25 protein-coding genes are annotated in these 25067 nt (G+C 69.8%); 12 read left to right on the forward strand and 13 right to left on the reverse strand.

Annotated features, from left to right (window positions below; translation table 11 throughout):
- Positions 1-26: 26 nt before the first annotated feature.
- The 3 genes from ACF1B9_RS08840 to ACF1B9_RS08850 form a co-directional block, all read right to left on the reverse strand.
- Positions 27-1127: an AI-2E family transporter gene (locus tag ACF1B9_RS08840; protein ID WP_391741392.1), complete on the reverse strand. Its 1101-nt coding sequence runs from the start codon at positions 1125-1127 to the stop codon at positions 27-29.
- Positions 1128-1211: 84 nt separating this feature from the next.
- Positions 1212-2168 (reverse strand): pirin family protein, encoded by a 957-nt coding sequence (locus tag ACF1B9_RS08845; protein ID WP_351071882.1) that lies wholly within the window; start codon positions 2166-2168, stop codon positions 1212-1214.
- Between the two features lie 147 nt (positions 2169-2315).
- Complete coding sequence (locus ACF1B9_RS08850; RefSeq protein ID WP_072487501.1) at positions 2316-2756, reverse strand: SseB family protein; 441 nt, start codon at positions 2754-2756, stop codon at positions 2316-2318.
- A gap of 170 nt (positions 2757-2926) precedes the next feature.
- Here ACF1B9_RS08850 and ACF1B9_RS08855 point away from each other — a divergent pair, with 170 nt between their 5' ends.
- The 6 genes from ACF1B9_RS08855 (at position 2927) to ACF1B9_RS08880 (ending at position 11121) form a co-directional block, all read left to right on the forward strand.
- Complete coding sequence (locus ACF1B9_RS08855; RefSeq protein ID WP_391741391.1) at positions 2927-4753, forward strand: acyl-CoA dehydrogenase; 1827 nt, start codon at positions 2927-2929, stop codon at positions 4751-4753.
- A 168-nt stretch (positions 4754-4921) separates the two neighbouring features.
- On the forward strand, positions 4922-5545 hold the full coding sequence (locus tag ACF1B9_RS08860; RefSeq protein WP_391741390.1) for a Uma2 family endonuclease: 624 nt from the start codon (positions 4922-4924) through the stop codon (positions 5543-5545).
- A 102-nt stretch (positions 5546-5647) separates the two neighbouring features.
- On the forward strand, positions 5648-6946 hold the full coding sequence (locus ACF1B9_RS08865; protein WP_391741389.1) for a M18 family aminopeptidase: 1299 nt from the start codon (positions 5648-5650) through the stop codon (positions 6944-6946).
- A 105-nt stretch (positions 6947-7051) separates the two neighbouring features.
- Entirely contained in the window at positions 7052-7273 is a 222-nt protein-coding gene (locus tag ACF1B9_RS08870; RefSeq protein ID WP_391741388.1) for a DUF6458 family protein, read from the forward strand.
- A 132-nt stretch (positions 7274-7405) separates the two neighbouring features.
- Positions 7406-10192 (forward strand): BTAD domain-containing putative transcriptional regulator, encoded by a 2787-nt coding sequence (locus ACF1B9_RS08875; RefSeq protein ID WP_391741387.1) that lies wholly within the window; start codon positions 7406-7408, stop codon positions 10190-10192.
- 173 nt (positions 10193-10365) lie between these two features.
- Complete coding sequence (locus tag ACF1B9_RS08880) at positions 10366-11121, forward strand: hypothetical protein (protein WP_391741386.1); 756 nt, start codon at positions 10366-10368, stop codon at positions 11119-11121.
- 108 nt (positions 11122-11229) lie between these two features.
- Here ACF1B9_RS08880 and ACF1B9_RS08885 read toward each other — a convergent pair whose 3' ends face one another.
- The gene (locus tag ACF1B9_RS08885) at positions 11230-13056 is read right to left on the reverse strand and encodes an NHL domain-containing thioredoxin family protein (protein WP_391741384.1); all 1827 of its coding nucleotides are present in this window, start codon (positions 13054-13056) and stop codon (positions 11230-11232) included.
- Between the two features lie 82 nt (positions 13057-13138).
- On the opposite strand from ACF1B9_RS08885, the gene ACF1B9_RS08890 reads away from it, so the two are divergent.
- The gene (locus ACF1B9_RS08890) at positions 13139-13633 is read left to right on the forward strand and encodes an LURP-one-related/scramblase family protein (RefSeq protein WP_391741383.1); all 495 of its coding nucleotides are present in this window, start codon (positions 13139-13141) and stop codon (positions 13631-13633) included.
- A 143-nt stretch (positions 13634-13776) separates the two neighbouring features.
- Here ACF1B9_RS08890 and ACF1B9_RS08895 read toward each other — a convergent pair whose 3' ends face one another.
- Positions 13777-14577, reverse strand: coding sequence for a carbon-nitrogen family hydrolase (locus ACF1B9_RS08895; RefSeq protein WP_391741382.1), 801 nt, complete (start codon positions 14575-14577; stop codon positions 13777-13779).
- Positions 14578-14907: 330 nt separating this feature from the next.
- On the opposite strand from ACF1B9_RS08895, the gene ACF1B9_RS08900 reads away from it, so the two are divergent.
- Complete coding sequence (locus ACF1B9_RS08900) at positions 14908-15732, forward strand: maleylpyruvate isomerase family mycothiol-dependent enzyme (protein ID WP_391741381.1); 825 nt, start codon at positions 14908-14910, stop codon at positions 15730-15732.
- A 114-nt stretch (positions 15733-15846) separates the two neighbouring features.
- Here the strand turns inward: ACF1B9_RS08900 and ACF1B9_RS08905 are convergent, their stop codons facing one another.
- Together ACF1B9_RS08905 and ACF1B9_RS08910 are read right to left on the reverse strand one after the other, a co-directional pair.
- The gene (locus ACF1B9_RS08905) at positions 15847-17157 is read right to left on the reverse strand and encodes a nitrate/nitrite transporter (RefSeq protein ID WP_391741380.1); all 1311 of its coding nucleotides are present in this window, start codon (positions 17155-17157) and stop codon (positions 15847-15849) included.
- Complete coding sequence (locus ACF1B9_RS08910) at positions 17154-17876, reverse strand: GntR family transcriptional regulator (protein ID WP_391741379.1); 723 nt, start codon at positions 17874-17876, stop codon at positions 17154-17156. The genes ACF1B9_RS08905 and ACF1B9_RS08910 overlap by 4 nt, the downstream gene beginning before the upstream one ends.
- A gap of 220 nt (positions 17877-18096) precedes the next feature.
- Here ACF1B9_RS08910 and ACF1B9_RS08915 point away from each other — a divergent pair, with 220 nt between their 5' ends.
- Entirely contained in the window at positions 18097-18996 is a 900-nt protein-coding gene (locus ACF1B9_RS08915) for a serine hydrolase (protein ID WP_351071906.1), read from the forward strand.
- 357 nt (positions 18997-19353) lie between these two features.
- Complete coding sequence (locus tag ACF1B9_RS08920; RefSeq protein ID WP_391741378.1) at positions 19354-19539, forward strand: hypothetical protein; 186 nt, start codon at positions 19354-19356, stop codon at positions 19537-19539.
- Between the two features lie 5 nt (positions 19540-19544).
- Here the strand turns inward: ACF1B9_RS08920 and ACF1B9_RS08925 are convergent, their stop codons facing one another.
- Positions 19545-19979, reverse strand: coding sequence for a VOC family protein (locus ACF1B9_RS08925; RefSeq protein WP_391741377.1), 435 nt, complete (start codon positions 19977-19979; stop codon positions 19545-19547).
- A gap of 195 nt (positions 19980-20174) precedes the next feature.
- Here ACF1B9_RS08925 and ACF1B9_RS08930 point away from each other — a divergent pair, with 195 nt between their 5' ends.
- Complete coding sequence (locus ACF1B9_RS08930) at positions 20175-20363, forward strand: hypothetical protein (RefSeq protein WP_391741376.1); 189 nt, start codon at positions 20175-20177, stop codon at positions 20361-20363.
- 82 nt (positions 20364-20445) lie between these two features.
- Here the strand turns inward: ACF1B9_RS08930 and ACF1B9_RS08935 are convergent, their stop codons facing one another.
- Complete coding sequence (locus ACF1B9_RS08935; protein ID WP_391741375.1) at positions 20446-20625, reverse strand: DUF397 domain-containing protein; 180 nt, start codon at positions 20623-20625, stop codon at positions 20446-20448.
- Positions 20622-20990, reverse strand: a complete 369-nt coding sequence (locus ACF1B9_RS08940) for a DUF5753 domain-containing protein (protein WP_391741374.1) — start codon at positions 20988-20990, stop codon at positions 20622-20624. Before ACF1B9_RS08940 ends, ACF1B9_RS08935 begins: the two co-directional genes overlap by 4 nt.
- Before the next feature lie 107 nt (positions 20991-21097).
- Between ACF1B9_RS08940 and ACF1B9_RS08945 the strand changes: the two genes are divergently transcribed.
- A complete protein-coding gene (locus ACF1B9_RS08945; protein WP_391795898.1) occupies positions 21098-21277 on the forward strand; it encodes a hypothetical protein in 180 nt (59 codons plus the stop codon).
- Positions 21278-21415: 138 nt separating this feature from the next.
- Here ACF1B9_RS08945 and ACF1B9_RS08950 read toward each other — a convergent pair whose 3' ends face one another.
- The 3 genes from ACF1B9_RS08950 to pdhA are packed head-to-tail and all read right to left on the reverse strand — an operon-like array spanning position 21416 to position 25021.
- On the reverse strand, positions 21416-22810 hold the full coding sequence (locus ACF1B9_RS08950; protein WP_391741371.1) for a dihydrolipoamide acetyltransferase family protein: 1395 nt from the start codon (positions 22808-22810) through the stop codon (positions 21416-21418).
- 10 nt (positions 22811-22820) lie between these two features.
- A complete protein-coding gene (locus ACF1B9_RS08955; RefSeq protein WP_351071911.1) occupies positions 22821-23801 on the reverse strand; it encodes an alpha-ketoacid dehydrogenase subunit beta in 981 nt (326 codons plus the stop codon).
- Positions 23802-23803: 2 nt separating this feature from the next.
- A complete protein-coding gene (gene pdhA / locus ACF1B9_RS08960; RefSeq protein WP_391741370.1) occupies positions 23804-25021 on the reverse strand; it encodes a pyruvate dehydrogenase (acetyl-transferring) E1 component subunit alpha in 1218 nt (405 codons plus the stop codon).
- Between the last annotated feature and the right edge of the window lie 46 nt (positions 25022-25067).

A 25067-nucleotide genomic window follows, 5' to 3' on the forward strand; every position in this document is an offset into this window, starting at 1 on the left:
TTCCGCGTGGACGGACACGGCCCCGGTCAGGCGTCGGGCGGGGCCGGGGAGGGGGCCGGGCCACCGGGCTCGCCGCCCTCGCTCTCCGCTCCCCGCTCCCCCCGCAGTTCGCCGACGATGCCGAAGGCAGCCGCGCAGACCGGTACCGCGAGCAGCATGCCCAGCAGTCCCGCCACACCGGCGCCCGCGGTGATGGCGATCATGATGGTGGCGGGGTGCATCTGGACCGTACGGCTCTGGATCACCGGCTGCAGGACGTGGCCCTCCAGCACCTGAACGGCGAGCACCACCCCCAGGGCCCACAGCGCGATGACGAACCCCCGGTCGGCGAGCGCGACCAGTACCGCGACCGTGCCGGAGATGAAGGCCCCGAGATAGGGGATGTAGGCACCGACGAAGACGAGCGCGCCGAGCCCCACCGCGCCGGGGACGCTCAGGATCAGCAGGCCGACGGTGATGCAGGTCGCGTCGATCAGCGCGATGAAGGTGGTGCCGCGCATGAAGCCCTGGACGGCTTCGAAGGCCCGCCGCCCCATGGCCTCGACCAGCTCTCCGGTGCCGCGCGGGGCGACCGCGTGGGCAAGGTTCGCGGCCCGGTCGGAGTCGCGCAGGAAGAAGAAGGTCAGCAGGAGGGCGAGGACGCTGGTGGCGATCAGCGAGCCGATCAGGCTGAGCCCGGAGAGGAGTCCGCCCGCCGCGCTCGCGCCGAACTTCTCAAGGATTTTCTGGGCGTTGGCGACGAGGTCGTCCACATGGATGTTCTTGCCGATCCCGAAGTGGTCGACGACCCACTGCCCGGTGTCCTTCAGCGAGCGGACGATCTGGGGGCCGGAGTCGACGAGCGCGGTGACGACGATGTATCCGGCGCCGCCGACCACCGCGACGAGCAGGGCGCATGTGAGCCCCGCGGCCAGTGAGCGGTTCAGCCCGCGGCGGGTCAGCCGGCGATGGACCGGCCCGAGCAGCGCCGTGCCGAGCAGGGCGAGCAGCACGGGGGTGACCGCGGTCTTGAAGGTGACGCACAGCCAGACGGCGACCGCGGCGACCCCGGTGACGAGGAGAACGACACCGCACCAGGCCGCGGTACGCCGCGCGCCGTCGGGCAGGAGGGGCTTGGGGGTCTGCACCCTCCCACCCGATCACGGCGTGGGTGTGATGTCCCGCTTGCGTGGCCGTACGGGTGACGGGCTGTCACACGTCGGCCGCGGGGGTCACATTCCGTGGACGGCGGGCACCGTGCCGAGGCGGCCGGCCTGGAAGTCCTCGAAGGCCTGCTTCAGTTCGGCCTGGCTGTTCATCACGAACGGCCCGTAGTGCGCCATGGGCTCGCGGATCGGACGGCCGCCGAGCAGCACGACCTCCAGGTCCGGGGTGTTGCCGTCCTGCTTCTCGTCCGCGCGGACGGTCAGCGAGGAGCCGGCGCCGAAGACCGCGGTCTGCCCCATGTGGACGGGGCGGCGCTCCGCACCGACGGTGCCGCGGCCGGCGAGCACGTACGCGAGTCCGTTGAAGTCCTCGCGCCACGGCAGGGTCACCTCGGCGCCGGGACGGACGGTGGCGTGGATCATCGTGATCGGGGTGTGGGTGATGCCGGGACCCTCGTGCCCGTCGAGCTCACCGGCGATGACGCGGAGCAGCGCGCCGCCGTCCGGGGAGGCGAGGAGCTGGACCTGGCCGCCACGGATGTCCTGGTAGCGGGGGGCCATCATCTTGTCGGCCTTGGGCAGGTTCACCCAGAGCTGGAGGCCGTGGAAGAGGCCGCCCGACATCACCAGGGACTCCGGCGGGGCCTCGATGTGGAGGAGGCCGGACCCGGCGGTCATCCACTGGGTGTCGCCGTTGCGGATGGTGCCGCCGCCACCGTTGGAGTCCTGGTGGACGAAGGTTCCGTCGATCAGGTACGTGACGGTCTCGAAGCCGCGGTGCGGGTGCCAGGGGGTCCCCTTCGGCTCTCCGGCCGCGTACTCCACCTCGCCCATCTGGTCCATCATGATGAACGGGTCGAGGTACTTGTAGTTGATCCCGGCGAACGCACGGCGAACCGGGAAGCCCTCCCCCTCGAATCCGCTCGGCGCCGTGGTGACGGCGAGCACGGGGCGGGCCGTGGCGTCGCCCGAGGCGGCGACCTTGGGCAGGGTCAGCGGGTTTTCGACGGTCACTGCGGGCATGGGAGCCACCTCCGGGTTTGTCCTGAGCCCAATTTAGTTGAATGGTGAACATCCTGCAAGGCGCCATCCATTCCCGCGCTCCGGCCGGACGACGAGAAGGGGCCCGTACCTGGCGGTACGGGCCCCTTCGGGAACGAAAAGCGAATCTCAGCCGTACATACGGCGCATCGCGAAGTCGACCATCTGCTCCACGGCCTTGGCGTCGAAGACCATGCGATGCTCACCCTCCATGTCGAGGACGAACCCGTAGCCGGTCGGCAGCAGGTCGATCACCTCGGCGCCGGTGATCACGAAGTACTTGGACTCCTTGCCCGCGTACAGCCGGAGCTCCTTGAGCGTGGTGAACATCGGGATCACCGGCTGCTGCGTGTTGTGCAGCGCGAGGAAGCCGGGGTTGTCGCCGCGCGGGCAGTAGACCTTCGACGTCGCGAAGATCTGCTGGAAGTCCTCGGCGGACAGCGAGCCGGTGGTGAAGGCACGTACCGCGTCCCCCAGGGAGGGCGGCGAGGGCTCGGGATACAGCGGCTGCTCGCCGTAGCCGCCACCCATCTGCTGCTGTGCACCCGGGTTCTGGTCGTAGCCGTACATACCGCAAAGAGTAATCGGCCACATCGGGCCCTTGAGGGGTTGCGTCTTATTACTGGCGGGTAGCATCATCGTAGAGGTCAGCTGATATACCCACGCCAGCTCGTCGCCCGCCCGGTCCACGCCCCCTCCCGGGGCGCTGCGCGCCACTGCTATTGATTACGGAGCCTTCCATGGGGCACTACAAGTCGAATCTCCGCGACATCGAGTTCAACCTCTTCGAGGTCCTCGGGCGCGACAAGACGTACGGCACCGGCCCGTTCGCCGAGATGGACGTCGAGACGGCGAAGAGCATCCTCGACGAGGTCGGCCGTCTCGCGGAGAACGAGCTGGCCGAGTCCTTCGCCGACGCCGACCGCAACCCGCCGGTCTTCGACCCGGAGACCAACACCGCGCCGGTCCCGGAGACCTTCAAGAAGTCGTACCAGGCCTTTATGGACTCCGAGTACTGGCGTCTGGGCCTGCCCGAGGAGATCGGCGGCACCACCTCGCCGCGCTCCCTGATCTGGTCCTACGCGGAGCTGCTGCTCGGCTCGAACCCGGCCGTGTGGATGTACTCCTCGGGCCCGGCGTTCGCCGGCATCCTCTTCGAGGAGGGCAACGAGGCACAGAAGAAGATCGCCGAGATCGCCGTCGACAAGCAGTGGGGCTCGACGATGGTGCTGACCGAGCCGGACGCCGGCTCGGACGTCGGCGCGGGCCGCACGAAGGCCGTCGAGCAGGAGGACGGCTCCTGGCACATCGAGGGCGTGAAGCGCTTCATCACCTCGGGCGAGCACGACATGTCCGAGAACATCATCCACTACGTGCTGGCCCGCCCCGAGGGCGCCGGTCCCGGCACGAAGGGCCTCTCGCTCTTCATGGTCCCGAAGTTCCACTTCGACTGGACCACCGGCGAGCTGGGCGAGCGCAACGGCGTGTACGCGACGAACGTCGAGCACAAGATGGGCCTCAAGGCGTCCAACACCTGCGAGATGACCTTCGGCGACCAGCACCCGGCCAAGGGCTGGCTGATCGGTGACAAGCACGACGGCATCCGCCAGATGTTCCGCATCATCGAGTTCGCCCGCATGATGGTCGGCACGAAGGCCATCGCGACCCTGTCCACCGGCTACCTGAACGCGCTGGAGTACGCCAAGGAGCGCGTCCAGGGCACCGACCTCTCGCAGTTCATGGACAAGGCCGCCCCCAAGGTCACCATCACGCACCACCCCGACGTGCGCCGCGCGCTCATGACGCAGAAGGCGTACGCGGAGGGCATGCGCTCCCTCGTGCTGTACACCGCCACCGTCCAGGACGCGATCCAGGAGAAGGAGGCCGCGGGCGAGGACGCCAAGGCGCTGCACGGCCTCAACGACCTGCTGCTCCCGATCGTGAAGGGCTACGGCTCCGAGAAGTCGTACGAGCAGCTGGCGCAGTCGCTCCAGACGTTCGGCGGCTCCGGGTACCTCCAGGAGTACCCGATCGAGCAGTACATCCGTGACGCGAAGATCGACACGCTGTACGAGGGCACGACGGCGATCCAGGGCCAGGACTTCTTCTTCCGGAAGATCGTCCGCGACCAGGGTGCCTCGCTGAACGCCCTCTCCGAGGAGATCAAGAAGTTCCTCGCCGGCGCCCAGGGCAACGAGGAGCTGTCCGGCGCGCTGGACTCGCTCGCCAAGGCCGCCGTGGACCTGGAGGCGATCGTCGGCACGATGATCACCGACCTGACCGCGACCGGCGAGGACGTCAAGAACATCTACAAGGTGGGCCTCAACACCACCCGCCTGCTGATGGCCTCCGGCGATGTCGTCGTCGGCTACCTGCTGCTCAAGGGCGCGGCCGTCGCGGCCGAGAAGCTGCCGACCGCCGCGGCGAAGGACGTCGCGTTCTACCAGGGCAAGATCGCCGCCGCGAAGTTCTTCGCCGCGAACGTCCTGCCGGGCGTCTCCACCGAGCGCGCGCTCGCGGAGTCCGTCGACAACTCGCTGATGGAGCTGGACGAGGCCGCGTTCTAGGGCCGCGACCGGCAAAGTTTGCGCGACGGGTCAAAGCTTGCCGCGAGGGGCACTGGCCTCAGGCCCCGCTCACGATCGTCAACACGCACCGTCACCCGGACACGCTTTCGGGTGGCGGTGCTGTCGTATCAGCTGGGTACGCTGGCTGCAGGGCTCAGAATCCCGTCCATGGGAGGAACCATGACCGCCGAGGCACTGCCCGAAGCGTCGCAGCTGCGGCGCGACGATTCCAAGTGGCCGGTCCCGCCTGAGGACGGCTACACCGTGGACGATTTCTTCACGCTTGACCTCCCGCCGCACACAGAGCTGATCGACGGGAGCCTGGTTTTCGTGAGTCCGCAGCGGAACTTTCACACGCTGGCGATGTATCTGCTGGAGCAGGGGCTGCGCCAGCACGTTCCCGAGGCTCTGCGAGTGCGCCGGGAGATGGCCGTCGTGCTCGGTAAGCGCAATGTCCCAGAACCTGATCTCGTCGTGGTGAAGGCTGACGGCGTAGGAGGCCCACGACAAACACGCTACGAGGCCGCCGACGTCCTGCTCGCCGTCGAGGTGGTCTCCCCCGACTCCGAGGACCGCGACCGCGACACCAAACCTCACAAGTACGCGGCGGCGGGCATCCCGCACTTCTGGCGGGTCGAGATGAGCGGCGAGCACGACCAGCCCGTGGTGTGGACGTACGAGTGCGACGAGGTGACCAAGAAGTACGTCTCCACCGGCGTACACCGCGACCGGCTGAAGCTCTCCGCCCCGTACGACATCGACATCGACCTGACCGCCATCGACCAGCTGTAGGTCCGGTCTCCCCACATCCGCCCCGGTCTCCGCGGACGCGCCGCGGCGCCGCCGCGGGAGAGCGGTGAATCCGGCCGGTCCGGCCTCGTTACAGTGAAGAACATGAGTTCCTCCCTCCGCTTCGACCGCGGCCACACCGACGACCTGATGGCCTTCCTGATGGCCTCCCCCTCCCCTTACCACGCCGTGGCCACTGCGGCCGAGCGGCTGGAGAAGGCCGGGTTCCGCCAGGTCGAGGAAACCGCGGCCTGGGACGGCACCACCGGGGGGAAGTACGTCCTGCGCGGCGGTGCGATCGTGGCCTGGTACGTGCCCGAGGGCGCCTCGGCCCACACCCCGTACCGGATCGTCGGAGCGCACACCGATTCGCCGAACCTGCGGGTCAAGCCGCTGCCCGACACCGGCGCGTACGGCTGGCGCCAGGTCGCCGTGGAGATCTACGGCGGAACGCTCCTCAACACCTGGCTCGACCGGGACCTCGGCCTCGCCGGCCGGATCTCGCTGCGCGACGGCACGCACCGGCTGGTGAACATCGTCCGGCCGCTCCTGCGCGTACCGCAGCTGGCCGTGCACCTGGACCGGTCGGCCAACCCCGACGGCCTGAAGCTCGACCGGCAGAAGCACATGCAGCCGATCTGGGGGCTCGGGGAGGTCGAGGAGGGCGACCTGATCCGGTTCGTCGCCCAGGAGGCGGGCGTCGACGCCGAGGACGTGACCGGCTGGGACCTGATGCCGCACGCCGTCGAGCCGCCCGCCTACCTGGGCCGGGACCGCGAGCTGCTGGCCGGGCCCAGGATGGACAACCTGCTCTCCGTGCACGCGGCGACCGCCGCGCTCGCCACCGTCTCCGGGCAGCCGGACACCGAGCTGCCGTACATCCCGGTCATGGCCGCCTTCGACCACGAGGAGAACGGCTCGCAGTCCGACACCGGCGCCGACGGACCGCTGCTCGGGACGGTCCTGGAGCGTTCCGTCTTCGCCCGCGGCGGTGCGTACGAGGACCGTGCCCGTGCCTTCGCCGGGACCGTCTGCCTCTCCTCCGACACCGGCCACGCGATCCACCCCAACTACGCCGAGCGCCACGATCCGACCCACCACCCGGTGGTCAACGGCGGACCGATCCTCAAGGTCAACGTCAATATGCGGTACGCGACCGACGGCAGCGGCCGGGCCGTGTTCGCGGAGGCGTGCCGGAAGGCCGACGTGCCGTGGCAGACGTTCGTCTCCAACAACTCGATGCCGTGCGGCACCACGATCGGCCCGATCACCGCCGCCCGGCACGGCATCCAGACCGTGGACATCGGTGTCGCGATCCTCTCGATGCACAGCGCCCGTGAGCTGTGCGGCGCCGACGATCCGTATCTGCTGGCCAACGCGCTGGCGGCGTTCCTGGCGGGCTGAGTCCCCCACCGCCCCGACCACGGTCCCGGGCATGGCCGTCACCGGGCCGGGTACGCGATCCGTACACCGGCCCGGAACCGCCGGGCCGTCGAGGAGGCGGGAATCATGGGACTCGGAGGATGCATCGTCCTCATCGGCGTCGGCGCGATACTGGCCTTCGCCACGGACTGGAAGCTGGACACCGTCGACGTCGACCTGGCCGGCTGGATCATGATGGTCGTCGGCATCATCGGGGTCTTCGTCTACGCGAGCATCGCGCGCCGCCGCCGGATGGTCGTGCCGCCCGGCACCACGATCGTGTCCGAGGACGAGCGCCGCCACCCCTGACCCACGACGACTCCCGGATCGTGCCCCGCCGACCCGGCGGTGACGCCTCGCCGACTCCGCGGCACCCCCGATATCCTGGGACTTCGCCTGTGCCCCCACCACAGGTGCACCCGCCCGGAAGGGGAGCCGTACGTGGAGTTCCGGCTGCTCGGCACCGTCTCCGTCGACACCCGCACCGGGCCACTGCCCCTCGGCCCCGCCAAACGCCGCAGCCTGCTGGCCGCGTTGCTGCTGTCCGCCAACACACCTGTGTCCATCGCCCGGCTGACGGACTCCCTGTGGGACGACGAACCCCCGCTGCACGCCCGCAGTGTCATCCAGGGCCATGTCTCCCGGCTCCGCGCCCTCCTGGTGGGCGCGGACGCGGAAGCGTACGGGGTGGAACTGATCACGCTCGGCGACGCGTACGTGCTGCGGTTGCCGGAGACCCTGCTGGACTCGCAGCGGTTCGAGGAACTGCTGGTACTGGCGCGGGAGCAGCGCAGTCCCGCCGACTCCGTACTGATGCTCAAGGAGGCCCTGTCCCTGTGGCAGGGCCCGGCGCTCACCGGTGCGTTCACCGGCCCGCCGCTGCAGGCCGCCGCGCATTCTCTGGAGGAGTCCCGGCTGGCGGCGGTCGAGCAACTGGCGCACTTCTGCACGGCGCTGGGAGAGCACAGCCGGGCCGCGTCGGTGCTGCGGGCGGAAGCGGTCGCGCATCCGATGCGGGAGTCGCTGGCGGCGGCCCTGATGACGGCGCTGTACCGGGCGGGGCGTCAGTCGGAGGCCTTGGACTGGTTCCACCGCACGCGGCGGCTGCTCGCCGACGAACTGGGGATCGACCCGGGACACGAACTCGCCGACGCGTACGCTCTGATCCTGCGCGGCACCCCCGGACCGGATGCGCCGGTCGGCCCGTCCGGTGGCACGGAGGCCGGGGCGGGTACGGAGGCCGGGGCGGACAGCACCCCCGGCCCGCCGCTTCCCCGCTCCCCGGCCCCGCACCCCTTCATCGGCGAACCGCACCCCACCGACCTGCTGCCGCGCGCGCCCCGCGGCTTCCACGGCCGGGTCGCCGAACTGGCCGCGCTCAGCCGGGCCGCGGCGGGCGAGGCGCCCATCTGTCTGGTCACCGGACCGGCCGGCGTGGGAAAGACCGCGCTGGCCCTCCAGTGGGCGCACCGCAACTCCACCGCCTTCCCGGACGGCCGGCTCTTCGCCGATCTGCGCGGATTCAGCGCCACCGGTGAGCCGACGCTCATCGAGGTCCTGCGCGAGTTCCTGCTGGCGCTCGGCGTCGCGCCGCGCCGCATCCCGGAGTCCGCCCCCGCCGCGGCAGCGCTCTTCCGGTCCCTGACCGACCGGCGCCGGCTGCTCGTCGTCCTCGACAACGCCCACAACTCGGCCCTGGTCAGGCAGCTGCTCCCGGGCGGCACGGACTGCGTCACGCTGGTCACCAGTCGGCACCGGCTGGAAGGCCTCATCGCCTCGGACGCGGCCCGTCCCGTTCCGCTCGACGTACTCGAACCGCAGGACAGCACCGCCCTGTTGGCCGGCGTGCTCGGCGAGGAACGGGTCCTCGCCGAACCCGTGGCCGCCCGCCGGCTCGCCGGACTCTGCGGAGGACTGCCGCTCGCCCTGCGCGTCACCGCGGCCCGGCTGGCCGGACGCCCGCAGCGGACCCTGGCCGGTCTGGCCGACGAACTCGCCGACGAACACAGTCGGCTGACGTACCTCGACGTGGACGACACCGGCGTCTCCGCCGCGCTCCGGCTGACCGTGCAGCAGCTGCCGCCGGACGCCGTCCACCAGTTCACCCGGCTCGGCCACCACCCCGGCAGCCACTTCGACCCCTACACGGCCGCCGCGCTCGCCGGTACGGACCCGGTCGCCGCGGCGGCCGCACTGGACCGGCTCTCCACCGCGCACCTCGTCACCGAGACGGCGCCGGGCCGCTGGATCCTGCACGACCTGGTACGCCTCTACGCGCGCGGCCTGGATCCCGCGTCCGGGCCCGAAGCCCTCATCGGTGTCCTCGACCACTACATAGCGACGGCGCTCGCCGCCGCCGACACGGCCGAACCCGGCGGTGAGCCCTGCTTCGTCCTGCCGGACGGCTTCCGCCGCCCCGCCGCCGTCAGGGACTTCACCGACCGGGCGGCGGCGATGCGCTGGCTGGCCGACGAGCGCGACGACCTGGCCCTGGCCGCCCACGCGGCCCGGACCGCCGGACTCGACGACCGGACCTGGCGGATCATCCTGCTCCAGTGGCCGCAGGTGGTGTGGCGGGTACGGGACAGCTGGACCCCGCTGCTGGAACTGGCGCTGGACTCGGCCCGTACCCGGCACGACCCTTACGCCGAGTCACGGGTGCTCAATCTGCTGGGCTGGGTGCTGACCGAGGAGGGCAGGACCGCCGAGGCCGTCACCCTGCTGGAGCGCTCGCCCGCCCTCGCCCGACAGGCCGGCGACCGGCTCGGCGAGGCGACCGCACTGGTCAACCTGGCCATCGTGCAGGCCGAACAGGGCGGGCTCGACGCGGCGCTGGAGGGCTGCGCACGGGCCGTCGGCCTGGCCCGCGAGGAAGCCGACGCACACACCGAGATGCTCGCCCTGCAGCACCTCGCCCGGATGCAGCTCACCGCCGACCGCCCGCAGGAGGCGCTGCACTCCGCCCGCACGGCGCTCGACCTCGGCCCCGAACACGAGGAGGTCGCGCGCCGGGTGCTGCTGCTGACCGTCAGCGGCGAGGCCCGGCTGGCGCTCGGCGAGGAGGACGAGGGCATCCGGCTGCTGGACCTGGCGGCCGGAGAGGCGGAACACGCGGGTTACGACGACGGCGCGGTCCGGGCCCTCGAAGCGCTGCTGCGGGTGACGGCACACACGGAGTACCGCAAACGGTACGAAGAGGCGGTCCGGCGGCTCGCCGACGACGAGTGAGCCGCGCGCCCGCACGGTGACGTGAGCGTGCGGCCGCGAGCGTCAGCGGGACGTCAGCGGGACGTCAGCCGAACATGAGCGGCGCGCCCGAGACTCATACGTGTCAGCAGGTCAGGGGCGCGTTCGCCACATGACCAGGCGTCCGCCGCACCGTCACACTCGGGGGAATTTCCATGAGTACGCTCCGCCACCGCACCACCGTCCTCGCCGCCGCGACCACCGCCGTCCTGGCCCTGGCCCTCACGGCCTGTGGCGGAGACGGCTCCGGTACGAAGTCCGCCGGGCCGGCGAGCGACGCCGCAGCGGCTGCCGCTTCGACGGACGCCACCCAGCCCGCCGCCGACGCCACGATCACGGGCACCTCGAAGACCGGCGGTGCCGGGCAGAACACCGGAGCCACGAAGACGGGCACCTCGAAGACCGGCGCGTCCAACGGCAGCGCCAAGACGGGCGGCAACACCAGCGACAGCTACGCCTACACGCACCCGTGCAAGAGCGGGGACCTGTCGGTGCGCGTGTACCCCCGCGAGGGCTCGGCCACCCAGCAGGTGATCGAGGTCAACAACGTCGGCGCGAACTCCTGCGGCCTGAGCTACTTCCCGCGGGTCAGCCTGGGCGCCGCGAAGGCCTCGGACCACAGCTCCGACATCAGGCCGATCGTTCCCGGCGGCCTGGGCGGCGCACCCGCGTACCCGGTCAGGCCCAAGACGGCCGCCCTCGCGGTGATCGACCTCAACCCGAGCGGTGCGAACGGTCTGACCTGGATCAACGAGATGAACGTGCTCGCCGACGACGACCACATGCCCAACGCGGAGACGCAGAACTTCGAGCTCGGCCCCGATGTGAAGGTGCGCGACCCGAAGCTCGGCCTGTACCGGAGCACGGTCGCCGAAGCGGTGACCTCCATGAAGCAGGCGGGCACCTCCTGACCCGCTGAGCCGGGCCGTACGACGAGGCCCCGCGGGACGCGGCCCCACCCCGCCGCACACACCGCCCCCGGCGCACGACGCCCTCCGTATCCGGGGCTCCGCGCACCGTCAGGCCCGCTCGTCCATCCCTGCCAGCACCAGCGGCAGCCGGGGCGTTCCCTCCGCACTCACGCGGACGGGGACGCCCCAGTCCTGTTGGTGGACATGGCAGGCCGGGTACTCGTTCGCGGGGTCGTCGTCGCAGGACGCCGCCATGGCGGACACGTGCAGGACCCCCTCGGTGACGCCGTCGGCCAGGACCAGGTCGCGGAAGAGATCGGTACCGGGACCGGAACCCTGCGCGAGCAGCTCGGGCGGGGTCGCCGAGACCAGCAGCCGGGTCGAAGGACCGTACCGGGTGTCCAGCTTCTGCCCGGCGGGGGCCTGGAAGACCACATCGAGCCGGAGCGTTCCCGGAGCGATCTCGGTGGCTGCGCGCTGCGTGTGATGCGCCTGGCCGGAGACACGTACGGCCTCCTCCGGGAGCCGCAGCCGGGTCAGCCGGTGCCGGGCGGACTCGACGACGACGAGAGCGCCGTCGACCAGCACCGCGTCGCTGGGCTCACGCAGATCCGTGGCCAGGGTGGTGACCTCGCCGCTCACGGGGTCGTAGCGCCGCAACGCGTGGTTGTACGTGTCGCAGACGGCGACGGACCCGTCGGGCAGCGCGGTCACGCCCAGCGGGTGCTGGAACAGTGCCTGATCCGCTCGGCCGTCGCGGTGTCCGAAGTCGAAGAGGCCGGTGCCCACGGCCGTACGGACGGCGAAGCCGGTGCCGTCGCGTTCGACGTACCGCAGGGCGGACGTCTCCGAGTCGGCGACCCACAGCCGCTCCCCGTCGGCCGACACGGCGAGCCCCGACGGCTGGGCGAACCAGGCTTCGTCGGCAGGCCCGTCGACCAGGCCCTCGTTGGTCGTGCCCGCCGCGACGCGCACGGTCCCCGTCCCGGGGTCGTACGTCCACAGCTGGTGCACGCCCGCCATGGCGATCCACAGCCGGTCCGCGAACCAGGCGACGTCCCAGGGGGAGGAGAGGTCGACCTCGCGGGCCGGGCCGGCCGTCGGCGAACCCTGCCACCACTGGCGGCCGGTGCCGGCGAGGGTCGTCGTGATCCCGGTGGTGAGGTCGAGGGCGCGGACGGCGTGATTGACCGTGTCGGCGACCGCGATCCGGCCGTCGGGCAGCACGGCGAGTCCCTGGGGCTCGGAGAACCGGGCCTCGTCGGGCCCGCCGTCGGCGAATCCCCGGTCGCCCGTTCCGACATGGCGGCGGACCGTTTCACCGTCGCTTTCGATCTCGACCAGGCGGTGCCGGGTGGTGTCGGAGACCAGGAAACCGCCGTCGGGCAGAAGCAGGGCCTTGCCGGGGAAGCGCAGATGCGTGGCGACCGGCTCGGGCGCGACATAGGGGCCGTCACCGCGGCGCAGTGTGCCCTTCGCCCCGTGCTCCGCCTCCAGCTCCTCGACCAGCTTCTCGATGGCGTGCGCATGTCCCTCACCCGCGTGCTGGGCGACGACATAGCCCTCGGGATCGACGACGACGAGCGTGGGCCAGGCCCGTACGGCGTACTGCTTCCAGGTCCCCAGCTCCGGGTCGTCGAGGACCGGATGGTGGACCTCGTACCGCTCGACGGCGTCGACGACTGCCTGGTGCTCGGCCTCGTGCACGAACTTCGGCGAGTGCACACCGATGATCACGACGGTGTCGCGGTGCTTCTCCTCCAGCTCGCGCAGCTCATCGAGGACATGCAGACAGTTCACACAGCAGAAGGTCCAAAAATCCAGGATCACAATGCGTCCTCGCAGGTCAGCGAGGGTGTACTGCTGGTCGCCTGTGTTGAGCCAGCCGCCCTTGCCGATCAGCTCGGGGGCCCTGACGCGCGCACGTGTTGCCATGTGAACAGTCAACATCACCGTGGCCCGCGCGCATTCCTGAGGGTCCACGCATTCCGGGGCGTCCTGGGGGAACCTGTGAGCCATGAGATTCCTGGTACGCGAACGGCTCTTCGCCATCGGTGACGACTACTGGATCGAGGACACGGACGGCCGCAAGGTCTTCCTCGTCGACGGCAAGGCCCTGCGGGTGCGTGACACCTTCGAGCTGAAGGACGCGCAGGGCCGGATCCTGGTCGAGATCCGGCAGAAGCTGCTCAGTCTGCGCGACACGATGCTCATCGAGCGCGAGGGCGAGGAGCTCGCCAAGGTCAAGCGCAAACGGCTGTCGCTGCTGCGCAACCACTACCGGGTCACGCTGGTGGACGGCACCGAACTCGATGTCAGCGGCAAGATCCTGGACCGCGAGTTCGCCATCGACTACGACGGGGAACTGCTGGCCCAGATCTCGCGACGGTGGCTGACCGTCCGGGACACGTACGGCATCGACGTCGTACGGGAGGACGCCGACATGGCGCTGCTGATCGCCGTATCCGTGTGCGTCATCGTGCTCGCCGACAAGGAGCGCGACAACGACTGACGGGCACGGAGACCGAGCCCGTCAGGCAGCCGAGGGCCCGCCCATGGAGGTCGGAACCCGCCCACGGCCCGCGGGCCGTGGGCAAAATCGCCGGGGGGCGGGCCCTCCGACGGCGGCCGGGCCCGGTTTCACGTGAAACGGGACTACTTGACCGTCTCGGGCGGGGCCAGCCCCAGCCGCCGGTCCTTGAGCGCCGGGAACTGCTCACGCGTGGCGGCGACCTTCGACGGGTCGAACTCCACGCTCAGCACCTCCTCGTCCGCGCCCGCCTCGGCGAGCACCTCGCCCCATGGGTCGACGACGATGCTGTGTCCGGCCTGCTGGATTCCGGCGTGGGTGCCCGCGGTGGCGACGGCCAGCACGTACGACTGGTTCTCGACGGCACGGGCCTGGGCCAGCAGTGTCCAGTGGGAGCGGCGGCGCTCGGGCCAGCCCGCCGCGACGATCAGCGTCTCTGCACCCGCGTCGACCAGACCACGGAACATCTCCGGGAAGCGCAGGTCGTAACAGGTGGCAAGGCCCAGCGTGGTCTCCGGCAGAGCGACCGTGACCAGTTCCTCGCCGGCGCCCATCATGACCGCCTCGCCCTGGTCGAAGCCGAAGCGATGGATCTTGCGGTACGCGGCGGCTCGCTCGCCCTCGGGCGTGAAGACGAGCGCGGTGTTGTAGAGAGTGCCGTCGGCGGCGCGCTCGACGAAGGAGCCCGCGTGCAGCCAGACCCCGGCATCGGCAGCGGCCTTCGCCATGATGTCGTGGGTGGGCCCCTGGAAGGGTTCGGCCTCGTCCTCGAAGGCCGTGTAGGCGAAGGCGCCGACGGGCCAGAGCTCGGGAAGAATCACCAGATCCGCACCGCGCTGGGCCGCGATCAGCGAAGCCGCACGCTCCCTGCGGGAATTGACGGATTCGTCCGGGTCTACTGCGATCTGGATGAGGGAGGCGCGCACACTACCACCGTCCTGGCATTCGAGCCGTCAACACAGGCCTACGATCGTCACACGAAAGCACTGCCGGGGTGCCTGCTCGCAGCGTAACTTAGAGCGTCCGGCGACTGGGGGGTGGACGAAGGAGCGGGGCTGGGTGCGTGCAGCTGCGAGGCGGAGGAGGGAGCCAACGCGGAGCGTTGGTGACCGACGACAAGCCGCAGATGTGCGTGCCCAGCCCCGTGACGCCACCCCCCGGTCACCGGACGCTCTGAGCGACTGAACCTCCCACGCAGCCCGCCGCCCGCGCCCAGCACTCCAGCCCATGCACCGCAGAACCGCACGAGGGGTCCCGTGACCGTCCATCCCAGCCTCCAGACCTACGCCGATGCCTGGACCCACTCCATCGAGTCGATAGCCGAGCTGGTGAAGCCGCTCGCCGAGGGAGAGTGGAACGCCCGTACACCGTGCCCCAACTGGTCGGTGCGCGACATCGTCTCGCACATCATCGGCATGGAGTCCGAGCAGCTCGGCGATCCGCGTCCGATCCACACGCTGCCGCGCGACCTCTTCCATGTGCAGAGCGACTTCGCTCGCTACATGGAGATGCAGGTCGATGTGCGGCGTCACCACACCGCGCCGGAGATGACCTCCGAGCTGGAGTACACGATCATTCGCCGCGCGCGTCAGCTGCGCAACGAGACGCGTGACCCCGAGACCATGGTCCGGGCGCCGCTGGGCGCCGAGCAGACCCTCGAACTCGCGCTGCGGATGCGGGCCTTCGACGTCTGGGTGCATGAGCAGGATCTGCGGACGACGCTGAGGCAGCCCGGCAATCTGGACTCTCCCGGCGCCTCCGTCGTCCGGGACACCCTGCTCGCCGCGCTGCCGAAGGTGGTCGCCAAGGACGCGGGCGCGCCGAACAACTCGGCGGTCGTGCTCGATGTGCACGGGCCGATGGAGTTCCTGCGCACGGTCAGGGTCGACGCGGAGGGACGCGGTTCGGTGGACGGCTCGCCGTCGCTGGGTCCCGCGGTGACGCTCGCGATGGACTGGGAGACGTACTTCCGCCTCGCCTGCGGGCGGGTGCGCGTCGGCGCGGTCGCGGACCGGGTCAAGATCGAGGGCGACCAGGAACTGGCGGCGGCGATCCTGCAGAACTTCGCCGTGACGCCGTGACGCTGCGAGGCCCTGAGGCCCTGAGGCCGTAGCGCCCCGGCGCCGTGCCACCGCGGGTCGGCGGCGCCCGTCGTGCGAAGACGGGCGCGCCGCCGATCCGGCGCGACAGCGGCGTCACGCGGGTACGTGCACGGCTTCCACGCGGCTGATCACATGGTGGTCCCGCTCGCGGTGCGTGGCCCGGGAGTGCAGTCGCAGGATCTGTACGACGCCGAGCGTCTCCAGCACGAAGACCGAGGCGAACGCGATCCGGTAGTTGTCGCCGGTCGCGTCCAGCAGCACACCGACGGCGAACAGTGTGGTCATCGAGGCGACGAAACCGCCCATGTTGACGATGCCCGACGCGGTGCCCTGGCGCTCCGGCGGGTTGGCGGGCCGTGCGAAGTCGAAGCCGATCATCGAGGCGGGACCGCACGCGCCGAGCACCACGCACAGGACGATCAGCAGCCACATCGGCGCGTGGTCGCCCGGGTAGAAGATGGTCGACGCCCAGAGCAGGGCCGTCACCGTGACCGTCCCGAGGGCCAGCGGGGCGCGGGCCGCGTGGTGGCGGGCGATGATCTGCCCGTAGACCAGCCCGAACGCCATGTTGGAGAGCACCACCAGGGTGAGCAGCTCACCGGCCGCCGACCGGCTCAGCCCCTGCGCCTCCACCAGGAACGGCAGACCCCACAGCAGCAGGAAGACCATGGCCGGGAACTGCGTGGTGAAGTGCACCCACATGCCGAGCCGGGTGCCGGGCTCCCGCCAGGAGGCGGCGATCTGCTTGCGCACATAGGCGGCGCCCGCGTGCTCGACGGGTGGCGGCTCGTGGCCCTCGGGGTGATCCTTCAGGAACAGCAGAAGCAGGACGAGAACGAGAACCCCGGCGACGGAGCTGCCGGCGAACGTGGTGGTCCAGCCGAATCCGTGCAGGGCCCGCGCGATGAAGAGCGTCGAGACGAGGTTGCCCGCCATCCCGAAGAGCGCGGCGACCTGACCGATCAGCGGACCGCGCCGGGCCGGGAACCAGCGCGCGCCGAGCCTCAGCACGCTGATGAACGTCATCGCGTCACCGCAGCCGAGCAGCGCCCTGGACGCCAGCGCCATGCCGTACGAGGGGGAGAGCGCGAAGCCGAGCTGCCCGAGTGTGAACAGCACGGCCCCGAGGGTGAGGACCTTCTTGGTGCCGAGCCGGTCGACCATCAGGCCGACGGGTATCTGCATGCCCGCGTAGACGAGCAGCTGAAGGATGGAGAAGGTGGAGAGCGCCGAGGCATTGACGTGGAACCGGTCAGCGGCGTCGAGTCCGGCCACGCCCAGGCTGGTACGGAAGATGATCGCGACGAAGTAGACGGCGACACCGATGCCCCACACCCACACGGCACGCCGGCCACCGGGTGGATCACCGGGCAGGGAGAGGGTGGGAGCGGCGGCAGAACTCACCGGTCCTCACCCCTGACCAGCACCTTGACCCGGCTGACATGACGCCGCACGACCTGCGCGGCACCATCGGCGTCACCGGACCGGATGGCCTCCAGCAGCTCGCCGTGCTCGGTGATGTTCGCGGCGATCCTTCCCGGATGCGCCTCCATCACGGCGACGCCCATCCGCAACTGCCGGTCGCGCAGCTGGTCGTAGAGGCGCGAGAGAATGTCGTTGCCCGCGTTGCGCACGATCTCGGCGTGGAAGCAGCGGTCCTTCACGGACACCGCGGCCAGATCCCCGGCCTGAGCCAACTGGCGCTGCTCCTCCAGGAGTTCTTCGAGCCGTCCGATCAACTGCGCGGAGGCGGGCACGGCCTTGCGGGCCGCGAACTCCTCGACCAGCAGCCGGGTCTCCACCACGTCCGCGATCTCCTGCGCGGAGACGGCGAGCACGAGAGCACCCTTCTTCGGATACAGCTTGATCAGCCCCTCGACCTCCAGCCGCAGCAGCGCCTCCCGCACGGGCGTACGGGAGACACCGACGGCCTCCGCGAGATCACCTTCGGTGAGGAGCGTGCCGCCCTCGTAGCGACGGTCCAGAACCGCTTCCTTGATGTGGGTGTAGACGCGCTCGGCGGCGGGGGGCTGCTTGACGGTCGACTTCGTCGGCTTCGCGGCGGACTTCACGGCGGACTTCACGGGGGGCTTCACAACTGGGGGCGCGGCAGGCATGCACACAGCATAGATACAAGATGCGTACATGGTGGCACCCGTCCGGGATCCGGACAGGTCCTTGCCTGCTCCGGACAGACCCGCGCCCCACCGCGGAAGAAGATCCGCGCCGCACTTCCCCGAAATTGCCCCAGGAATCAGCACATCCTTCCACCCGTCTCATGAGTCTCACCACCGAGCGGCACCCTCATGTGGCCGCATTCCAGGGGCATTTGGAGCGTTCAAGTTGAAAATCGGCATTAAGGGCATAAACCGCGTTTCCGCCACTGCCACCGTGGCTCTCACCGCGGGTGCCGTCATCGCGGGCAGCGTGTTCGCCTCCACGGCGCAGGCTGCCACGCCGCCCACCCCCACGATCACCGCCAAGGGCGGTTTCGTGATGAACAACGGCACCGCGAAGACCCTGTTCACCAAGGCCGCGGACACCCGTCGCTCCACCGGTTCCACCACCAAGATCATGACCGCCAAGGTCGTCCTGGAGCAGAAGAATCTGAACCTGGACTCCAAGGTCACGATCCAGAAGGCGTACAGCGACTACATCGTCTCCAAGGGCGCCTCCTCGGCCCACCTGATCGTGGGCGACAAGGTCACGGTCCGTCAGCTGCTGTACGGCCTGATGCTGCCGTCCGGCTGCGACGCCGCGTACGCACTGGCCGACAAGTACGGCTCCGGCACCACCCGTGCGGCCCGCGTGAAGTCGTTCATCGGCAAGATGAACGCCTCCGCGAAGTCCCTCGGCCTGAAGAACACCCACTTCGACTCGTTCGACGGCATAGGGAACGGCTCGAACTACTCGACGCCGCGCGACCTGACGAAGATCGCCAGCAGCGCGATGAAGAACTCCACGTTCCGCACGGTCGTGAAGACCAAGTCGACCAAGCAGAAGGTCACCACGAAGTCCGGCGGTTACCGCTACATGTCGTGGTCCAACACCAACACCATGCTCAGCAGCTACAGCGGGGCGATCGGTGTGAAGACCGGTTCCGGCCCGACGGCCAAGTACTGCCTGGTCTTCGCCGCGACCCGCAACGGCAAGACGGTCATCGGCACGGTGCTCTCCTCCACGAGCGCGACCACCCGCACCGCGGACATGAAGAAGATCATGGACTACTCCTTCAAGAAGTAGCCCACGCCCGATCGCGGCGAAGCCCGATCACCACAGCACCTGGAGGGCCCCGCGTCGGCGGGGCCCTCTCGCGTCCACACCGCCCCTCTGCCCCGGGCCGGGAGAAACGCCCCGTCTGCTCTCGCACCGTGGAGAGACCCTCGGAGCCGCCGGCCCCCGCCCCTTCCCGGCCGCGGGCCCTTCCGTCCGAGCTCACGAGTGACGTTCGCGGTGTTCCGGCAGTCATGCCGCACGGGGAGATTCACCCGCTGGCCCCGTCCCGTGTCGAGATGTCGGGAGAGACCGTCGTCATTTCGTACCGGATCCATCACGGCGAGCCGGGCTCCGTGGAGCGCGGACTCCACGGGAGACTTCATCGTGCGCAACGCCGCATTCTTCGCCCGTACGGAACAGCGTGCGGTGAGCTACTGTTCGGAGTACCGCTGCTGGAAGTACTCGGTGTTCGGCACATACCCGGGCGCCCTCCTGACGGAGGCGTTCCGGGCCGCCGCGTCGGAACGGGCGGGAACACCGTGGCCCCCCACCCACTGTCTCCGCCCGTGAGCACCTCAGTCGAGACAGAACTCGTTGCCCTCGACGTCCTGCATGTTGATGCACGACTCGTTGTCCTCGTCGGCATACAGCACGTTCGTGCACACCGCGCCGAGCGCCACCAGCCGATCGCGTTCGGCCTCAAGCACGGCCAGCCGTTCCGCACCCACGAGACCGGTGCCGGCCCGCACGTCGAGGTGCACCCTGTTCTTGGCGACCTTGCCCTCGGGAACGCGCTGGAAGTACATGCGTGGGCCCTCCCCCGTGGGATCGGAGCACGAGAACCATGCCCCCCGCTCCTCGGGCGGCAGCGACGCGTTGTAGTCGTCCCAGGTTTCGAAGCCCTCCGGCGGGGGCGGTGCGACGTACCCGAGCACCTCGCACCAGAAACGAGCGACACGCTCGGGGTCCGCGCAGTCGAAAGTGACCTGGATCTTCTTGACCGATGCCATCCGGCCACCCTAACAGCGGGCCTCCGAAGGCCAGTTCCCCTTTTTTGAGCCCGCGATTCTCAGCGCCCTTCCAGACGCTGACGGCACCTCGAAAAGGGAGTTGACGGTTTCCGTACGATGGAGAGGCAACGCATCAACGCCCGCCTCCGGCCACGCGCCGGGCGGGCCGAGCGGGGGAAGAAAGGTGCGTGCCCGGTGTACGTCGGGCTCCTCTCCACGATTGCCGCCGTGCTCTACGGAGGCACGGTCTCCGTCCTCGCCCTCACCGCGACCTTCGCCCGTCGCCGCGTACTACGGCGCGAAGCACGCAGTACCCTCGCCCTGCTGGTACCGGGGAGGGCGGTGGAGTCGCAGCGCTGGACGAATGAGTCCGAGATCGTCTGAGCGTCTGGACACCCTCGCAACGGCACTCCACGGACGACAAGGCTGACCAGCCAGTGAAGCGATCACTGATCGCAGGTCGGTCCTACGGCCGGACCAGCCCGGCCCGGAAGGCGTCCCAGGCGGCGGGAGCGAGGACGAGGACGGGGCCGTCGGGCCGCTTGGAGTCGCGGACGGCCACCGTGGAGGAGACGTTGCGGGCAACCTCGACACACTCGCTCGACGTCGCGCTGTAGCTGGACTTGTAGAAGCGGAACGCAGTCACAGGTGCTCAAGCCGGCGTGCCATCACCGCGGGTCCGCCCATCAGTTGACGGAACGCAGCTTCCCAGACGACGGCATGGATACGCAGGGGTGTGTCGCCGTACAGCCTGGCCTGGCGCTTCGCTCTGCCCGCGACGACGTCCTCAATTCTGTCGATGTCGTCCCATGACATGTCAGCCACACCCATGGCCCGCGTGTATTCAGCGGTCTGGAACAAGCCGGGGATGAGAGCCATCTGCCACTGCCGAACCTTGACCGCAGCGTCCTCCATCGCGATGTACTCCACCTGCGTCGCAAGAGTTGGGGTCTCGTTCCACCACCCTTTGATCTTGCGTCTCTCGCGATCGGTCTTCGCCGGCTCCAGCAAGTGGCCGAGGATCCTCGGCTCGCTGACTCCGTAGAAAGTGCAGAGCGCTGCGATATCCGGATCCCGCACCGGAACGGCATCCGGGCCTGTCCGGCGACGCGGCATTGATGGTCAGCGAGTTGGCGACCAACGCGTTACTGCACGGCGCCATCCGGGGGCGGCTCTTCCGCGTCCACCTCACGCTCACCGCGACCGCGCTCCGTATCTCGGTCAGCGACCCGCGCGGCGAAGACCTGCCGGTCCCGCGCGAGGCGACGGCCGAGGAGTGCTATGGGCGGGGCTCCTGATCATCGCGCGGCTGGCGGACCGCTGGGGCGTCGAGCCGCGCACCGTCGGCAAGACCGTGTTCGCCGAACTCGCCCTGCGGCAGGGGCCGGACATGCCGATGGGCCCGCGCGAACTTCGCGCGGGCCCATCTCGTACAGCTACGCCCAGGTGATCAGCCGCTTCGGCTGTTCCAGGATCGCGGCGACATCCGCCAGTACCTTGGAGCCGAGCTCGCCGTCGACCAGACGATGGTCGAACGACAGCGCCAGCGTGGTGACCTGACGGGGCTTCACCTTGCCCTTGTGCACCCACGGCTGGAGCTTGATCGCGCCGACCGCGAGGATCGCCGACTCGCCCGGGTTCAGGATCGGCGTACCCGTGTCGACGCCGAAGACACCGACGTTGGTGATGGTCACCGTGCCGCCCGCCATCGCGGCCGGGGACGTCTTGCCCTCGCGGGCCGTGGAGACCAGCTCGCCCAGTGCCGCGGCGAGTTCCGGCAGGGTCTTGTCGTGCGCGTCCTTGATGTTCGGCACGATCAGACCGCGCGGGGTGGCGGCGGCGATGCCCAGGTTCACGTAGTGCTTCTGCACGATCTCCTGGTTCGCCTCGTCCCAGGCGGAGTTGACGTCCGGATTGCGCCTGATCGCGACCAGGAGGGCCTTGGCGATGATCAGGAGCGGGTTGACCCGGACCCCCGCCATGTCCTTGTCTTCCTTGAGCTCCGCCACCAGCTTCATCGTGCGCGTCACATCGACGGTCACGAACTCCGTGACGTGCGGCGCGGTGAAGGCGCTGTCGACCATCGCCTGGGCGATGGCCTTCCGTACGCCCTTGACCGGGACACGGGTCTCCCGCACGCCCGCGACGACGGGGGCCGGCACCTCGGGGGCCGAGGACACGGTGGCCTCCACCTCGACCGGGACCTCGGCCTGGGCCGGCACGGTCGTGGCCGCCGCGTGCACGTCCGCGCGGGTGATGATGCCGCCTTCACCGGTCGGCACGACCGTCGCCAGGTCGATGCCCAGGTCCTTGGCCAGCTTGCGCACCGGCGGCTTCGCCAGCGGCCGGCTCTCCGGGACCACGGCGCCGTGGCCGTTCATCTCGCTCTGGATCGCCGCAGCGGCAGCGGGCACCGCCGTCGTGGCGCCCTTGCGGGCACGCCGCTTGGTCGAGCTCTCGGCGACGCCGTACCCCACCAGAACGGGCTGACGGCCCTTGGGAGCCTCGGGCTCCGGTTCGGCCTCGGCGACCGGCGCCGGAGCGGCGTCACCGCTGCCCGGTGCCACGTCCACCGCGATGATCACCTGGCCGACGTCCACGGTCGTGCCCTCGGGGAAGCGCAGCTCATGCACCACCCCGTCGAACGGAATCGGCAGCTCCACGGCCGCCTTGGCCGTCTCGACCTCGCACACGACCTGGCCGTCGGTGACGGTGTCGCCGGCCTGGACGTACCACTTGAGGATCTCGGCCTCGGTCAGTCCCTCGCCCACGTCGGGCATCTTGAACTCACGGAAGCGAGCAGCGTTGGAAGTGTCGGTCATCGTTGTCACGCCCCAGTCCTCAGTACGCCAGCGCGCGGTCGACGGCGTCGAGCACACGGTCGAGACCCGGCAGGTACTCGTCCTCCAGCCGCGCCGGCGGGTACGGGGCGTGGTAGCCGCCGACCCTCAGCACCGGTGCTTCCAGGTGGTAGAAGCAGCGCTCGGTGATCCGGGCGGCGATCTCGGCCCCGGAGCCGTAGAACACCGGTGCCTCGTGGACCACCACGAGCCGTCCGGTCTTCTCGACCGAGGTCTGGATGGTGTCGAAGTCGATCGGGGACATGGACCGCAGGTCCAGCACCTCGATCGACTTGCCCTCCTCCTGGGCGGCCGCGGCCGCTTCCAGACAGACCTTCACCATCGGGCCGTAGGCGACGAGCGTGAGGTCGGAGCCGGTACGCGCCACCGTGGCCCGGTGCAGCGGGCCGGGAATGGAGTCGGTCTCGACCTCTCCCTTGTCCCAGTAGCGGCGCTTCGGCTCGAAGAAGATGACCGGGTCGTCGCTCTGGACGGCCTGCTGCATCATCCAGTAGGCGTCGCTCGCGTTCGAGGGCGAGACCACCTTCAGGCCCGCGACGTGCGCGAACAGGGCTTCAGGGGACTCGCTGTGGTGCTCGACGGCACCGATGCCGCCGCCGTACGGAATCCGCACGACGACCGGCAGCTTGATCTTGCCGAGCGCCCGCGCGTGCATCTTGGCGAGCTGCGTGACGATCTGGTCGTAAGCGGGGAAGACGAAGCCGTCGAACTGGATCTCCACGACGGGCCGGTAGCCGCGCAGGGCCAGGCCGATCGCGGTGCCGACGATGCCGGACTCGGCGAGCGGGGTGTCGATCACCCGGTCCTCGCCGAAGTCCTTCTGAAGTCCGTCGGTGATCCGGAAGACCCCGCCCAGCTTGCCGACGTCCTCGCCCATGACGAGGACCTTGGGGTCGGTGTCGAGGGCCTTGCGCAGCGACTCGTTGAGCGCCTTCGCGATGGACATCTTTTCCATGGCCATGGCTACTTGCCTTCCTCGGCGGAGTCCGCGAACGATGCCTGGTACGCGGCGAACTGGGCGCGCTCCTCGTCGACGAGCGGGTTCCCGTCGGCGTAGACGTGGTCGAAGATCGCCATCCGTTCCGGATCGGGCATCGCCCGCACCGCCTCACGCACCCGCTTGCCGAGGGCTTCGCTCTCCTCCTCCAGCGCGGTGAAGAACGCCTCGTCGGCGGCGCCCTGCTTCTCCAGGTACGTACGCAGCCGCAGGATCGGGTCCTTGGCCTCCCAGGCTGCGCGCTCCTCGTCCGCCCGGTACTTCGTGGGGTCGTCGGAGGTGGTGTGCGCGCCCATGCGGTAGGTGAAGGCCTCGACGAGCGTGGGCCCTTCCCCCCGGCGGGCCCGCTCCAGCGCCGACCTGGTGACGGCCAGGCAGGCGAGCACATCGTTGCCGTCGACCCGGACACCGGGGAAGCCGAAGCCCTGCGCGCGCTGGTAGAGCGGGACGCGGGTCTGCTTCTCGGTCGGCTCGGAGATCGCCCACTGGTTGTTCTGGCAGAAGAAGACGACCGGGGCGTTGTAGACCGCGGAGAAGGTGAAGGACTCGGCGACGTCTCCCTGGCTGGAGGCACCGTCGCCGAAGTACGCGATCACGGCCGAGTCCGCGCCGTCCTTGGCGACGCCCATGGCGTAGCCGGTGGCGTGCAGGGTCTGCGAGCCGATGACGATCGTGTACAGGTGGAAGTTGTTGCTGTTGGGGTCCCATCCACCATGGTTCACACCGCGGAACATGCCGAGCAGATTGGTCGGATCGACCCCCCGGCACCAGGCGACGCCGTGTTCGCGGTACGTCGGGAAGACGTAGTCGTCGTCACGCAGGGCCCGGCCGGAGCCGATCTGGGCGGCCTCCTGGCCGAGCAGCGAGGCCCACAGACCCAGCTCGCCCTGGCGCTGCAGGGCGGTGGCCTCGGCATCGAAGCGGCGGGTCAGGACCATGTCCCGGTACAGACCGCGCAGCTCCTCGGCGGTCAGGTCGATCCGGTAGTCCGGGTGCTCCACGCGCTCGCCCTCGGGCGTCAGCAGCTGTACGAGCTCGGGCTCGGAACTCTGTGGCGTCCTGGCGGGCGTCTTCGCGGACGTCCTGGCCGGCGTCTTGGCGGACGTCTCAGCGGCTGTCTTAACGGCGCTGGTCCGCTTACTGCTGCGTCGCGTTTTGCTCGCGGCAGTGCTCTCCACGGTCACGTGCGTGCTCCTCCGTCGGTCCGGCCCCCGGGGTCTGCCGGGAAGC

It is taken from the genome of Streptomyces sp. NPDC014727, from assembly GCF_043083485.1.
Taxonomy (GTDB): domain Bacteria; phylum Actinomycetota; class Actinomycetes; order Streptomycetales; family Streptomycetaceae; genus Streptomyces.

Bases quoted from the DNA above. Each gene is read 5' to 3' on its own strand.
- ACF1B9_RS08870 (WP_391741388.1), top strand. From the start codon at position 7,052: ATGGGACTCGGAGGATGCATCGTCCTCATCGGCGTCGGCGCGATACTG.
- ACF1B9_RS08945 (WP_391795898.1), top strand. From the start codon at position 21,098: ATGGTCAGCGAGTTGGCGACCAACGCGTTACTGCACGGCGCCATCCGG.
- ACF1B9_RS08860 (WP_391741390.1), top strand. From the start codon at position 4,922: ATGGGAGGAACCATGACCGCCGAGGCACTGCCCGAAGCGTCGCAGCTG.
- ACF1B9_RS08885 (WP_391741384.1), bottom strand. From the start codon at position 13,056: ATGGCAACACGTGCGCGCGTCAGGGCCCCCGAGCTGATCGGCAAGGGC.
- ACF1B9_RS08955 (WP_351071911.1), bottom strand. From the start codon at position 23,801: ATGGCCATGGAAAAGATGTCCATCGCGAAGGCGCTCAACGAGTCGCTG.
- ACF1B9_RS08880 (WP_391741386.1), top strand. From the start codon at position 10,366: ATGAGTACGCTCCGCCACCGCACCACCGTCCTCGCCGCCGCGACCACC.
- ACF1B9_RS08855 (WP_391741391.1), top strand. From the start codon at position 2,927: ATGGGGCACTACAAGTCGAATCTCCGCGACATCGAGTTCAACCTCTTC.
- ACF1B9_RS08850 (WP_072487501.1), bottom strand. From the start codon at position 2,756: ATGTACGGCTACGACCAGAACCCGGGTGCACAGCAGCAGATGGGTGGC.
- ACF1B9_RS08845 (WP_351071882.1), bottom strand. From the start codon at position 2,168: ATGCCCGCAGTGACCGTCGAAAACCCGCTGACCCTGCCCAAGGTCGCC.
- ACF1B9_RS08865 (WP_391741389.1), top strand. From the start codon at position 5,648: ATGAGTTCCTCCCTCCGCTTCGACCGCGGCCACACCGACGACCTGATG.
- ACF1B9_RS08925 (WP_391741377.1), bottom strand. From the start codon at position 19,979: ATGGCATCGGTCAAGAAGATCCAGGTCACTTTCGACTGCGCGGACCCC.
- ACF1B9_RS08890 (WP_391741383.1), top strand. From the start codon at position 13,139: ATGAGATTCCTGGTACGCGAACGGCTCTTCGCCATCGGTGACGACTAC.